General features: G+C 65.6%; 12 protein-coding genes. 6 read left to right on the top strand and 6 right to left on the bottom strand.

Going from position 1 to position 12,005, the window contains the following annotated elements:
* Positions 1 to 37: 37 nt before the first annotated feature.
* The 3 genes from catA (at position 38) to BG61_RS04580 (ending at position 2,530) form a co-directional block, all read left to right on the top strand.
* Positions 38 to 946 (top strand): catechol 1,2-dioxygenase, encoded by a 909-nt coding sequence (gene catA, locus BG61_RS04590; RefSeq protein WP_035926926.1) that lies wholly within the window; start codon positions 38 to 40, stop codon positions 944 to 946.
* A gap of 66 nt (positions 947 to 1,012) precedes the next feature.
* Positions 1,013 to 1,303, top strand: coding sequence for a muconolactone Delta-isomerase (catC, locus tag BG61_RS04585; protein WP_035926925.1), 291 nt, complete (start codon positions 1,013 to 1,015; stop codon positions 1,301 to 1,303).
* A 108-nt stretch (positions 1,304 to 1,411) separates the two neighbouring features.
* Positions 1,412 to 2,530: a 3-deoxy-7-phosphoheptulonate synthase gene (locus BG61_RS04580; protein WP_035926922.1), complete on the top strand. Its 1,119-nt coding sequence runs from the start codon at positions 1,412 to 1,414 to the stop codon at positions 2,528 to 2,530.
* Between the two features lie 57 nt (positions 2,531 to 2,587).
* Here BG61_RS04580 and BG61_RS04575 read toward each other — a convergent pair whose 3' ends face one another.
* From BG61_RS04575 to BG61_RS04565, 3 genes are all read right to left on the bottom strand, one after another.
* Positions 2,588 to 3,115, bottom strand: a complete 528-nt coding sequence (locus tag BG61_RS04575) for a PH domain-containing protein (RefSeq protein WP_051672270.1) — start codon at positions 3,113 to 3,115, stop codon at positions 2,588 to 2,590.
* A 157-nt stretch (positions 3,116 to 3,272) separates the two neighbouring features.
* Positions 3,273 to 4,187, bottom strand: a complete 915-nt coding sequence (locus tag BG61_RS04570; RefSeq protein WP_035926919.1) for an SDR family oxidoreductase — start codon at positions 4,185 to 4,187, stop codon at positions 3,273 to 3,275.
* A 100-nt stretch (positions 4,188 to 4,287) separates the two neighbouring features.
* Complete coding sequence (locus BG61_RS04565) at positions 4,288 to 5,475, bottom strand: porin (protein ID WP_081867977.1); 1,188 nt, start codon at positions 5,473 to 5,475, stop codon at positions 4,288 to 4,290.
* Between the two features lie 170 nt (positions 5,476 to 5,645).
* Here BG61_RS04565 and BG61_RS04560 point away from each other — a divergent pair, with 170 nt between their 5' ends.
* Entirely contained in the window at positions 5,646 to 6,359 is a 714-nt protein-coding gene (locus BG61_RS04560; RefSeq protein ID WP_035927163.1) for a response regulator, read from the top strand.
* A gap of 9 nt (positions 6,360 to 6,368) precedes the next feature.
* Positions 6,369 to 7,760, top strand: coding sequence for an ATP-binding protein (locus BG61_RS04555; RefSeq protein ID WP_035926917.1), 1,392 nt, complete (start codon positions 6,369 to 6,371; stop codon positions 7,758 to 7,760).
* Between the two features lie 76 nt (positions 7,761 to 7,836).
* On the opposite strand, the gene BG61_RS04550 is transcribed toward BG61_RS04555, so the two are convergent.
* The gene (locus BG61_RS04550) at positions 7,837 to 8,157 is read right to left on the bottom strand and encodes a DUF4148 domain-containing protein (protein WP_035926914.1); all 321 of its coding nucleotides are present in this window, start codon (positions 8,155 to 8,157) and stop codon (positions 7,837 to 7,839) included.
* A gap of 59 nt (positions 8,158 to 8,216) precedes the next feature.
* Positions 8,217 to 8,555: a DUF4148 domain-containing protein gene (locus BG61_RS04545; RefSeq protein WP_035926911.1), complete on the bottom strand. Its 339-nt coding sequence runs from the start codon at positions 8,553 to 8,555 to the stop codon at positions 8,217 to 8,219.
* A 675-nt stretch (positions 8,556 to 9,230) separates the two neighbouring features.
* Here BG61_RS04545 and tehA point away from each other — a divergent pair.
* Complete coding sequence (gene tehA / locus BG61_RS04540) at positions 9,231 to 10,244, top strand: dicarboxylate transporter/tellurite-resistance protein TehA (protein WP_035926909.1); 1,014 nt, start codon at positions 9,231 to 9,233, stop codon at positions 10,242 to 10,244.
* Positions 10,245 to 10,276: 32 nt separating this feature from the next.
* On the opposite strand, the gene BG61_RS04535 is transcribed toward tehA, so the two are convergent.
* A complete protein-coding gene (locus BG61_RS04535; RefSeq protein WP_035926907.1) occupies positions 10,277 to 11,863 on the bottom strand; it encodes a hypothetical protein in 1,587 nt (528 codons plus the stop codon).
* Between the last annotated feature and the right edge of the window lie 142 nt (positions 11,864 to 12,005).

Here is a 12,005-nt window from a genome sequence, read left to right as displayed (position 1 = left end):
TCACTCCCCATATATACCGATTCAACGGAGACACAGCATGAACAAGCAAGCCATCGACGCCCTGCTGCAGAAGATCAACGACAGCGCCACCAGCGAGGGCAACCCGCGCACGAAGACGATCGTGAACCGCATCGTGCGGGACCTGTTCTACACGATCGAGGACCTCGACGTGACGCCGGGCGAGTTCTGGACCGCGCTGAACTACCTGGGCGAAGCGGGGCAGAGCGGCGAGCTGGGGCTGCTCGCGGCGGGCCTCGGCTTCGAGCATTTCCTCGACGTGCGCCTGGACGAAGCGGAGGCGAAGGCGGGTCTCGAAGGCGGCACGCCGCGCACGATCGAAGGTCCGCTCTACGTGGCGGGCGCGCCGGAGTCGGTCGGCCATGCGCGGCTCGACGACGGCACCGATCCCGGCGACACGCTGGTGATGCGCGGGCGCGTGCTGGGCGAGGACGGCCAGCCGCTCGCGGACGCGCTGGTCGAAGTGTGGCACGCCAATCATCTGGGGAATTACTCGTTTTTCGATAAGTCGCAGCCGGCGTTCAACCTGCGCCGCTCGATCCGCACGGATGGGGAAGGCCAGTACGCGTTCACGAGCGTGGTGCCGGTGGGCTACAGCGTGCCGCCCGCGGGCAAGACCCAGCAGTTGCTCGATCAGCTCGGGCGCCACGGTCATCGTCCGGCGCACATTCACTTCTTCGTGTCGGCGCCGGGCCACCGGAAGCTCACGACGCAGATCAATATCGACGGCGATCCGTACCTGTGGGACGACTTCGCGTTCGCCACGCGCGACGGGCTCGTGCCCGAAGTGAAGAAGGCCGAGGGCGCGGAAGGCAAGCCGTACGGCGTAGAAGGCAACTTCGCGCTGATCGACTTCGACTTCACGCTCTTTGCCGAGCGCGCCGACGTGCCGGGCACCGAAGTGGAGCGCCCGCGCGCCGCGGTGTGAAGAACTGCTTGATTCGCCCGGCGGGTTTCGCGGGGCGCTTTTTTCAACCGATCAGGAGCAAGAGCAATGCTGTTTCACGTCGAAATGACCGTCAACCTGCCGCCCGACATGGACGGCGAGCGGGCGAGCGCGCTCAAGGCCGAGGAGAAGGCGATGGCGCAGCAACTCCAGCGCGACGGCGTATGGCGGCACCTGTGGCGCATCGCGGGGCAGTACGCGAATATCAGCATCTTCGATGTCGACAGCCCCGCGCATCTGCACGACGTGCTGAGCCGGCTGCCGCTCTTCCCGTACATGGACCTGCGGGTGCGCGCGCTGTGCCGCCATGCTTCGTCGGTGTGGGAGGATGATCGCTGAGTCGCCGTCCGCCCGTGTCGCGCGGCGGCTCGCGCCCACGACTCCGGGACGGCCCGCGCGGGCGAGTGCGATAATCGACGCTGCCCCACGCCAGTCCCGGAGACCATTTTGAGCCGCATCGACAATCCCTCGCACGATCAGGAAGTTGGCGTCGCCGACTCCACGCAGGACACGACCCGCATCGACGATACGCGCATCGGCGCAGTGCGTCCGCTGATTTCCCCGGCGCTTCTCCTCGACGAACTGCCGGTGCAGCCCGGCGTGCAGACGCTCGTGGAGGACAGCCGCAGGGCCGTCGCGGATATCCTGCACGGCCGCGACGACCGTCTGGTGGCCGTGGTGGGCCCGTGCTCCATCCATGACCACGACCAGGCTCTGGAGTACGCGAGCAAGCTGAAACGCGCCGCCGACGCGCTGCGCGACGACCTGCTGATCGTGATGCGCGTCTACTTCGAAAAGCCGCGCACCACCGTGGGCTGGAAAGGCTATATCAACGACCCGCGCCTCGACGGCAGCTTCCGCATCAACGAAGGCCTGCGCCGCGCGCGCCAATTGCTGCTCGACGTGAGCAGCCTCGGCCTGCCGACCGCCACCGAATTTCTCGACCTGCTGAGCCCGCAGTACATCGCGGACCTGATCGCATGGGGCGCGATCGGCGCGCGCACCACGGAAAGCCAGAGCCATCGCCAGCTCGCGTCGGGCATGAGCTGCCCGATCGGCTTCAAGAACGGCACCGACGGCGGCGTGCAGATCGCGGCGGACGCGATCGTCGCGGCGCGCGCGAGCCACGCCTTCATGGGCATGACCAAGATGGGCATGGCCGCGATCTTCGAGACGCGCGGCAACGACGACGCGCACGTCATCCTGCGCGGCGGCAAGAAAGGGCCGAACTACGACAGCGCCGCCGTCGAGGAAAGCTGCGCGGCGCTCAGGACGCTCGGCTTGCGCGAGCAGGTGATGATCGACTGCTCGCACGCCAATTCGGGCAAGTCGCACCTGCGTCAGGTGGATGTGGCTCAGGACGTGGCCGGGCAGCTGTCGCGCGGCGAGCGGCGCATCATCGGCGTGATGGTCGAAAGCAATCTGGAGGAGGGGTGCCAGGATCTGAAGCCGGGCGTGCCGTTGCGCCGCGGCGTATCGATCACCGACGCCTGCCTCGGCTGGACGCAGACCGAGCCGGTGCTCGATGCGCTTGCGGCCGCCGTGCGGGCGCGGCGCGCGGGGTGAGGCCGGATCAAGGGGCCCGTTTGAAGGGCCTTGTCGGCCGGCTGGATCAAGGCCGGCTCAGGCCGGTTCCGGGTCCGCCCGATGCTGCGCGTCCGGGCGGCCGGACGGCCCCGATGCGGCCTGCTTCGGATCGCGCCGCGCGTGCGCGGCTTCGTCGAGCTGCCGGCGCAGTTGCTCCGCGTTTCTGATGCCCGGCAGGCGCCTCACGGGATGCGCCGGGTCCAGCGTCTCCATGAAGATCGTGCCGGTGCCGAACACGCGCTGCCACCACGGATAGGCGAGCGTCACGCCGCTGATGCTCGACAGCTCCAGAGTCGACGAACGCCGCGACAGGATGCCCTGCGTCCAGGTGATCCGCTCGGTGTCGATGACGATCTCGGTGAACGCGGTCTTCAGGAACGGCACGCCGCAGGCGATCATGACGGCCGCCATCTGCGCGAACGCGAGACTCCAGTGCACCGTGAAGTGGTTCGACGCATACCAGTGAATCGCGCCGATCGGCAGAACCACGGCCGCGCCCTTCAGCACGGACGGGAGGTTGATGACCTGTGAAGGCGCACCACTGAAAATCACCTGTTTGGTCATCGTTCGTATCCTTTCCTTGATCAGTTCGACGAAGGGGAGCCGCGAAACGGGCGCTCCGCATCATTGCCGATGTGTCAAATATATCAGCAACGGGGGAAATGCCGGCGGACGCGTCGCCGCGGGCCTGCGCGCGCTGCTTTGAATGAGGGGGCGTGCGTCAGCGGTAGCCGGTCGTATCGGCCGGCTTGCCCGCGTCCTGGATTTCGGGGACGTATCGCCAGGCGTCGGGCTGGCTGCCGTCGAGGTCGGTGAAGCCGTAGAGGCGGGCCAGTTGCCCGCTCGACAGCGATTGTCCGTTCCAGCGCGACACGTCGGGGTCCTGCGCAAGCGCGGCCACCGCCCGGCCGACGAACGCCGGGCTCTCGGAAATCGCGAAGTGGGGCGAGTGCGCCGTCGCGTCGCGCCAGTTGGATTCGGTGACGCCGTAGGCTTCGAGCATCGCCTCGGAGCGCAGCCAGCCCGGCGTCAGCGACACCGCCGTCGCCCCGCGCGGCCCCAGTTCGTGGGCGAGCGCGAACGCCATCCGGTTCACTGCGGCCTTCGCGATGTCGTAGAAGAACGAAACGCGATAGTGGCTTGCGTTGTATTCATCGGTTCCGTCGGTGACTTCCACCACCAGGCCGCCCGGCGCTTCGAGCATCAGCGGGATGGCGAAGTGGCTCGTGATCGCGTGGGTGTCGACGGCGAGGCGCAGCGTGCGCAGCCCTATGTCGAGCGTGGATTCCCAGGCCGGCTTGTTCCACTCCATCGTGGTTGCGCCCCAGATGTCGTTCACGAGGACGTGCAGCCGGCCCTGCTCTCGTCTGATGCGATCGACGAGCGCGCTTACCTCGGCGGGCACGAGATGGTCGGCGCGGACCGGGATGCCCCGGCCGCCCGCGGCATCGACGAGCGCCGCGGTTTCCTCGATCGTCTCCGGCCGGTTCATCTCCGATCGCGCTGACCGCGTCGAGCGGCCCGTGACGTAGACGGTCGCGCCGGCCGCGCCCAGCTCCACGGCGATGCCGCGTCCCGCGCCGCGCGTCGCTCCGGCGACGAGCGCGACCTTGCCTGCAAGTGATGTCATCTCCATGCCGACGATCGTAGTCGCGCGGCGTGGCGCTCGCAAGGCGTTCGAAAGTGCTTCGGAAGACCTCGGGCGCGTGGCGCGCCGGTGGCGCGCTTGTCGCCGCTCAGAAGCGGTGCCGCAACCCCAGCGCGACGGCGACCTGCTCGTCGGTCGTCGATGGCGACTGGCCGCTGATGTCGGCGGTCAGCCCCGAGCCGTCGCTTGCGATGTGCTGGTACGTCGCCTGGACGTAGAGATCGGTGCGCTTCGACAGGAAATAGTCCATCTGCATCGATACGTCGTGCCACTTCGGATGATGCCCGCCGCTCGCCGTGGACAGCGTGCCGTCGGTGTACGTGTACGAGCCGACCAGTTCGAGCGTGGGCGTCAGCCGGTAGGCCGCGTTCACCTCGAAGTTGTCGAAGCTCGCGCCCTCGCCGTTTTGCCGCAGGCCGAGGCTGTTGGCGCCATTGATCGTCGCGAGGCCGCCCAGTTGCGTGCGCGTCCAGACGAAGCCGACCCGTCCGGAGCCGATCGCGTAGTTGACGCCTGCGCCATACGTCTGTTGCAGGTCGGCAATGAAGGTGCGGTCCGTCAGCGTGACCGCTCCGTCGGTGTTGCTGACGCCCGGATTGTCCGCTCTGAAATAGCCCGCGGCGAAGCTGAGCGGGCCGGCATCGTAGGACGCGCCCGCGCTGTACAGGCGGTTGTCGCTGAAGCCGCCGGCCTCGTTCGAGAAGCCGTAGAGCGCGCCGAACTTCACGCCGCCGTACGACACGCTCGCGAATTTCACCGCGTTGTTGACGCGAAAGGAGTTGTTCAGGTTGTCGTTGTCATACGGATGCGTCGACAGGTTGTTGCCGCCCGGGTGGCGCCCGGTGAAGCTGAGCGGCGCGAGATAGTCGACCACCGAATCGTACTGGCGCCCGAGCGTCACCGTGCCGAACTGGCGGTTGCTCAGGCCCGCATAGGCCTGATAGCCGAACTCGCGGCCTCCCTGGCGCAACGTGCCGTTCGTGACGCTGAAGCCGTTTTCGATCTGGAAGATCGCCTGGTTGCCGCCGCCCAGCTCCTCGCGTCCCAGCAGACCCCAGTGGCTGCCGGTCACGCTGCCGCTGCCCGCCTGAATGTTGGAATGACCTTGCGCGTTGTTCGTGTAGATCAGGCTCGCGTCGAGCAGGCCGTAGAGCGAGACACTCGATTGCGCGTGCGCGGCATGGGCGGCCAGCCCGGAAACGAGCGCGGCGGCGAGCCGCGTGGCGCGGCGGGCGTGGTGGATCGCGTCGGTGCGGCGACGGTTCTTGTTCGTCATGCTATAGTTTGTGAATGAGAATCGGTTTCATTACGACGCGTAACTTTAGCGGCGCAATGTAATGCAGATGTGTTGAAAGGCGGCTCTTTTGTAATGAAATATGTTGCCTTTCAGGATCCTTTTCGCTTTTTCCTCCGCGTCCCGAGTCAGCGCTCGTGGCTTCGCATCAGATGCATCAGATACTCGTAGTCGACGACGACGCCAGCATTCGCGACCTGCTGCGCGAATATCTTCAGGGCGTGGGATATCGCGTGTCGGTGGCGACCGGCAGCGCGCAGATGAAGCAGGTGATCAATACATCGCGGGTCGATCTGGTCGTGCTCGACCTGATGCTCGACGGCGAGGACGGTCTCGACATCGCCCGCGAACTGCGCCGGCGCGACACCGTGCCGATCGTCATGCTGAGCGCGCGCGGCGGTCTGCTCGACCGCATCCTCGGGCTCGAAATGGGCGCGGACGACTACCTGCCGAAACCCTTCGATCCGCGCGAACTGCTCGCCAAGATCCGCTCCGTGCTGCGGCGCGCCCGCCAGGCGCCCGCGCCGCGTCACGGCGATGCCGCCGCCTACGTGAACTTCGCCGGCTGGCGGCTCGATACGTGCATGAAGCAGATGCTGTCGCCCGAGGGCGTCGTGGTGACGCTCGGCGGCTCCGATTACCGCACGCTGCGCACGCTGCTCGATCATCCGAACCGGCCGCTTTCGCGCGACTATCTGCTCGACGAGGTCTTCGGCAAGGAGCGCTCGCCGCTCGACCGCTCGATCGACGTCTGTGTCAGCCGGCTGCGCCAGCATCTGAAGGACACCGCGCGTCAGGCGACGCTCATTCGCACCGTGCGCAACGAGGGCTACATGCTCACGGCGGACGTGTCATATGAAGGCTGATCCCTGCCGATGAAGCTACGCCTCCTGCCGGACACGCTGTTCGGACGGCTCGTGCTGATTCTGGTCGCGGGCATGTTCGGCGGCCAGTTGCTGACGAGCACGATCTGGTTCGAGACGCACGACAACCGCACGCTCGAGATTCCCGCGCGGCTCCTGGCGAGCCGTCTCGCCGATACGGTACGCCTTCTGCAGGCCTCACCCGACGCCGCCGCGCGCGCGGCGATCATCCGTCAGTTGAGCGACGCGCGCTATCGCCTGCGCGTCATCGATGCGCCGGTTCCGGAGCCGGCGCATACGGTCGCGCAGCAGGCGATCGAGGACGTGCTCGCGGGCGTGCTCGCGCATCGTCTGAATGAGGCGGTCGAGCTGCGCCTGATCGATGCCGAGCTGACCGACGATGCCGGCCAGCACCGCGGCATCTTCAGTCTCTTCGAATCGCGCACGCCATCGGGCGAGTTCCACGTGCAGTTGCAGACGAGCGGCACGTGGCTCGACGTCGTCGCGCACGAGGGGCAGGCCGGCATGGCAAGCGAGCCGCGCTCGCTCGCCATCGACTATCTGCTGCGCATCTACGTGATCCGTTTCGCGGCAGCGCTCCTGCTCGCGCTGATCGCGGTGCGCGTCGCCGTGCAGCCGCTGAGACGGCTCGCAGTCGCCGCCGAAGCGCTCGGCAGGAACGTGTACCGGCCGTCGCTCGATCTTGCCGGGCCGCGCGAGGTGAGGGTCGCGGCGCAGTCGTTCAACGCGATGCAGCAGCAGCTGATTCGTGCCATCGAGGAGCGCACGCGGCTCTTTGCGTCGATATCGCACGATCTGCGCTCGCCGCTCACGCGGCTTCGGCTGCGTGCGCAGATGTTGCCGGACGAGGTGTCGCGCGAGCGCCTGAGCCGCGATCTCGACGAGATGGATGCGATGGTGCGCGCCACGCTCGACTTCGCGCAGGGTGTCGAGATTACGGAGCCGCGTCGCCAGATGGACATCGATTCGATGCTGCGCGGACTCTGCGACGACATCGCGGAAACCGGCGTCCGTGTCGCGCTCGACGGGCGGGCCGGCGCACCGGTGAGCGGCTATCCGCGCAACCTGAAGCGCTGCCTGCAGAATCTGCTCGACAACGCGATCCGCCACGGCGGCGGGGCTTCGGTGCACATGAACGACGACGGCGACGCCGTGCGCATCACGATCAGCGATGACGGTCCGGGTATCGAAGGAGAAGGCATGCTCGAGCGCGTGTTCGAGCCGTATTTTCGCGTCGGTCCGGGAAGGACGAGCGGCAGCGGACTTGGCCTCACGATAGCGAGAAGCATCGCGATGGCGCACGGCGGAACGCTCGTGCTGGTCAATCGTCCGTCGCGTGGACTGGATGCGGTGCTGCGCTTGCCGCGGGACCCGTGGGGCTAGGCGAGTCCCGCTCGATGGTGCTGCATTGGGCCGGTTCGCGCATGGATTGCGGCGTGCGCGACAAGGGACGCGTGCATCAATGGCCGAAGTAGATCGAGTGCGTCGTGACCGGCGAGGCGGGCGGGCCCGAGCGCGACGTGCCATCGTCCGCGACACCGCCTACCGCGTTGTTCGCGTGGCCCGCGTCTTCCGCCGCGACCTTTGCTTCCGCTGCCTGAATGTCAACCGGATAGTTCCAGTAATCGCCGCGGCTCGGATCGTATCCGGCCTTCTCCAGACGCACGAGGTCGGCGCGGACCTGCGCGCGCGTGAGCGGCGCGTCCGATGTCTGCGCGAACGAGAGCGCGGGGCTTGCCAGTGCGCTGACTGCCAAGGTGAGGCAAAGAAGTACTTTCATCGTTGAAAAATCCCTGGTTCGTTGTTCGGTGTCGTGGTTCAGTGCGATGCCTGTGCTATTCAGCTGCCGAAGAACGGCGTGCAGAAGTCGGCCGGGCCCACGCACGACTGATTGCCGCCATGGCTGTGCATCGTGATGCGCGTGCCGCTCGCGGACGAGCCCGACGTGTCGGTTCCCATGTCGGCATGGCTTTGCTTCAGGCGCGCGACCTGCGCGGCGTAGATCGGATCGACGGCCGGATACGAGGTGTCGGTCACGAATCGCGAGCCGTTGTTTTCGGCCTGGATCAGTTCCTGGCGGACTTCCGCGCGCGTCTTTTCCTGCGCGAATGCATTCGAGAAAACGCCGGTCGAAGCGAAGGCGATTGCGGATACGGTGAACAGGACGAGCTTCTTCATTTTTGTTGCTCCTTGATGTCGGTGGCGGGTGAATGCTGCGTTCATAAGGGTAAACATCAACGCGCTCGCGGATATTCCGGCATCGGATGAATTATTTGCGCCGCCGTGGGTGGCGGACACGGGTCGGGGAGTGGGCGCGATGCGTCTTTGGTCATGACGATGCCGCTCTTTTTGCCCTGCACGCCGCGCTGTCGAGGCAAGCAGGACAAAGCGTAGGAAGGCGAACGGAAGAGCGCGATCGCCCCGTCCGCCATCACAACCCGATTGACTGGAGTTGATGCGGTCGCTGCGCATCGCACACGTTGGTTCGCACCGCTCATACGAAGGTGTGCGTGTTACAGGGAACATGGCGCGGACATGGCGGCGAGCTTGCGAAGGCCTGTCGCGTGCGCGGCGAAGCGGTGGATGCATCGTCATTGGCCGCGTCGAGGCGAGCCGTTCCCCGCTGTGGTGCGCGAGCCGCTCGTCGCGCGGCGGCCTTCTGCTCGATGCCTCGCGCCTGATCGCGACGGGTAGTCGTCGTTCGTCTTGCTTTGCCGGCCTGGTTCCTTTGAGACGATCGAGCATTTTCCTGCGTCAATGCGGCATTCCCGCGTACGGCGCGGCCTCGTAAAGTGCCTCCCATCGACACGCCTGCGCAAGGCGGGCGCCATGAAAAAATCAGGGAGGTGAGGCATGAATACCAATCGCGGACCGATGCCGGCAGCTTTCTTCGGCATCGCTGTGGGCGCGCTGGCGCTCGCGAACGCATGGCGCGTGGGTGTGCGGATCTGGCATTTGCCGGCTGTCGTGGCTCAGGTGCTGACCGTCGCATCGCTCGCGCTCTGGCTGGTCCTGCTGCTCGCGTACGCGCACAAGTGGATCGCCTACCGCGCGCAGGCGCTCGCCGAACTGCAGCATCCGGTGCAATCGTCGCTGGCGGCGCTCGCACCCGTTTCCAGCCTGCTTGCGGCGCTCGCGCTATTGCAGTACTCGCGGGTCGCGGCGATCGCGTTGTTCAGCGTGGCGGTCGCCGGGCAGCTCGTCCTCGGCCTGTTTCTGCATGGGCGCTTCTGGCAGGGCGTGAGTCCGCCGGAAACCGTGACCCCGGCGATGTACCTGCCGTCGGTCGCGCCCAGCTTCGTCGCGGGAACCGCGGCCGCGAGCTTCGGCTGGCCGCATGTGGGCGCGATGTTTTTCGGCGCGGGCCTGCTGTCGTGGCTCGCGATCGAATCGATGGTGATGCACCGCGCGGCCGTTCGTGAGCCACTCTCCGAAGCATTGCGGCCGCTGGTCGGCATCCAGCTTGCACCGCCGGTGGTGGGTGGCGTGACCTATCTGAGCCTCGGTGCGGGCGCGCCCGACCTGTTCGCGCAGATCCTCCTCGGCTACGGCCTGTATCAGGCGCTCCTGCTGTTGCGATTGCTGCCGTGGATTCGCAAGCAGCCGTTCGCGCCGTCATACTGGGCCTTCAGCTTCGGCGCCGCGGCGCTGCCGACAATGGCGATGCGCATGGTCGAGCGCGGCGCCACGGGTCCTGTCGAATGGCTCGCACCCGTCCTGTTCATCGCGGCGAACGTGGTGATCGGCACGCTCGCCGTGAAGACAGCGGGCCAGTTGATCCAGGGGCGGCTGATGCCTGCCGCGGTCATGACGGCGGCAGCGAAGGCGGCTGTCGAAACGGGCGGACGTGATGCGCGTGCAGGGTAGGCCACGCGTGCGAAGGAGCGGCGATCGCGTGGCTAACTGCCGGGGAACTGCCTGCCTTTCACATACGCCCATATCTCGTCGGTCTCCTGAAGCCACGCCCGATAGCCTGCGCGTACGTCCGGCGCGCTGACCGCAGGCATTTCGCGGTCGTTGACATAGGTGTAGTTGAACGTGTTCCAGAACTGCTCTTTCTGCGCGGTGGTGAAGCCATGCAGCCGCATGGCGCCCGACATCGCCGCGAGCGCATCCGTGCGCTTTCCGGGCGATCCGCTGAATGGCTGCCGGGAAGTGCGAATAGGCGCCCACGCTCTCTCGGCCTTGTGCTGAAGAGTCCACCAGGGGGATGACTGTCCAGAGCCGGCGAGCGACTCCCTGTCACCTTCGGGGGTATTCGCAGCGGATGTCAGGAGATCGAGAAAGGTGTCATGCGCGGCGACCGGATTGCGCGGCTCCGGCGGCGATTGCCTGTCGAGCCAGGCCCCGACCTCGTCGAACAACGCCTTGCGCGACGCGCGAAATTCGGTGCTGGTGGTCGTCGAGAACCGCTGCAATCCGGGGCGGATCTGATTGAGGACGTCGATCTTCTTGTTATTGATTTTCGCGATATCGCGGTTGAGCGCGTCGATCTTTCCTGTGTTGGGATTGGGGCTTGCCTGCTCGCTCTTCAGTTTCCTTTCGAGCACGTTCAGTTCGTCCGCCGTCGGAACACGATAGTTCGCCGCAAGCAACTGCCACCGCAAGCCCTTGCGAGCATGGTCATGCACATTCTCGAGATATACCGTCTTCATGCCCATGAGATGCGGAAGCTCGAGAATGCCGCTATTGGTGCCGATGCTGACGGAGTCCGGATTCCAGTCGATGATGAGCCGGATGAAGCCCATCTGCGCGAGGACACCCGTGGCGTTGGGAAAACCGCTGTCCCAGTACCGCACGAGATCGATGTCGAAGCTCGGGACCTTCATGTCATCGACCTCCAGCGGCAGCGCGACCGGATCGCCGATCAGGATGAGCTTGCGCAGGGGATCCTTGCGGCGGATCACGAACATCATCTGGGCGAGCATGATTTCGTTGGTATCCAGGGCGGGACCGGCGCCCGTCATTTCGCCCGATTTTCGCCCCCAGAAAATCGCGTATTTTTCGTCCTTCTTCAAGCCTTTCGAAAAGTAGAATTCCTCTATGCCGCGTTGAGTTTCAGGATCGACTTCCAGGCCGTTTCTGATGACCTGTTGCGCGTTGCGCGCAGGGTCGCGATAAAGCTCCCGTACGGCCTGCGTCGAGCCACGCGTTACTGGCTTGAGGTTTTCATTTTCGTCTCTGGACACCCTTGCCGGATTGATAATGTCCTTTTGAAAAAATTCGACCATCGATTTGAGGTTTTCTTTCTGCTTTTGATCGATCGCGTTTCTGACTTCAGCATCGTTTGCGAAAGCGGTGCGATGGCGCGAATTATAAAGTTCGGCCAATGACTGACCCCGGCGTGCGGCATCTGTCCTGTATTCGTCGAGCAGCATTTTCGTGCCGGGAAACACCCTGACTTCGAGTTTCGGATCGGCGATCAACGCTGCCTTCGTGATGTACTGCTCTCCGGACATGTGGGACGGAATGACGAGGCGGGCCATGCGTGCTCTCCCGTAGCGGTGCCTGGATGGGGCCGGATTCCTGGATGCGCCGCAGACGCGGCGTATTGAAGAAACGGCATTGCCGTCGGGCGGTTGATCGTCGATTCATGAGCGAACGGCCCCGCACATCACCATAACGGCC

The organism is Caballeronia glathei (genome assembly GCF_000698595.1).
Classification (GTDB): domain Bacteria; phylum Pseudomonadota; class Gammaproteobacteria; order Burkholderiales; family Burkholderiaceae; genus Caballeronia; species Caballeronia glathei.
The sequence above is the reverse complement of the archived record's forward strand: the minus strand, read 5'-3'. Positions and strand labels throughout refer to the sequence as shown.

Coding starts and splice junctions, on each gene's coding strand:
- catA (WP_035926926.1), top strand. CDS start 38: ATGAACAAGCAAGCCATCGACGCCCTGCTGCAGAAGATCAACGACAGC.
- catC (WP_035926925.1), top strand. CDS start 1,013: ATGCTGTTTCACGTCGAAATGACCGTCAACCTGCCGCCCGACATGGAC.
- BG61_RS04575 (WP_051672270.1), bottom strand. CDS start 3,115: ATGACCAAACAGGTGATTTTCAGTGGTGCGCCTTCACAGGTCATCAAC.
- BG61_RS04570 (WP_035926919.1), bottom strand. CDS start 4,187: ATGGAGATGACATCACTTGCAGGCAAGGTCGCGCTCGTCGCCGGAGCG.
- BG61_RS04565 (WP_081867977.1), bottom strand. CDS start 5,475: ATGACGAACAAGAACCGTCGCCGCACCGACGCGATCCACCACGCCCGC.
- BG61_RS04560 (WP_035927163.1), top strand. CDS start 5,646: ATGCATCAGATACTCGTAGTCGACGACGACGCCAGCATTCGCGACCTG.
- BG61_RS04555 (WP_035926917.1), top strand. CDS start 6,369: ATGAAGCTACGCCTCCTGCCGGACACGCTGTTCGGACGGCTCGTGCTG.
- BG61_RS04550 (WP_035926914.1), bottom strand. CDS start 8,157: ATGAAAGTACTTCTTTGCCTCACCTTGGCAGTCAGCGCACTGGCAAGC.
- BG61_RS04545 (WP_035926911.1), bottom strand. CDS start 8,555: ATGAAGAAGCTCGTCCTGTTCACCGTATCCGCAATCGCCTTCGCTTCG.
- tehA (WP_035926909.1), top strand. CDS start 9,231: ATGAATACCAATCGCGGACCGATGCCGGCAGCTTTCTTCGGCATCGCT.
- BG61_RS04535 (WP_035926907.1), bottom strand. CDS start 11,863: ATGGCCCGCCTCGTCATTCCGTCCCACATGTCCGGAGAGCAGTACATC.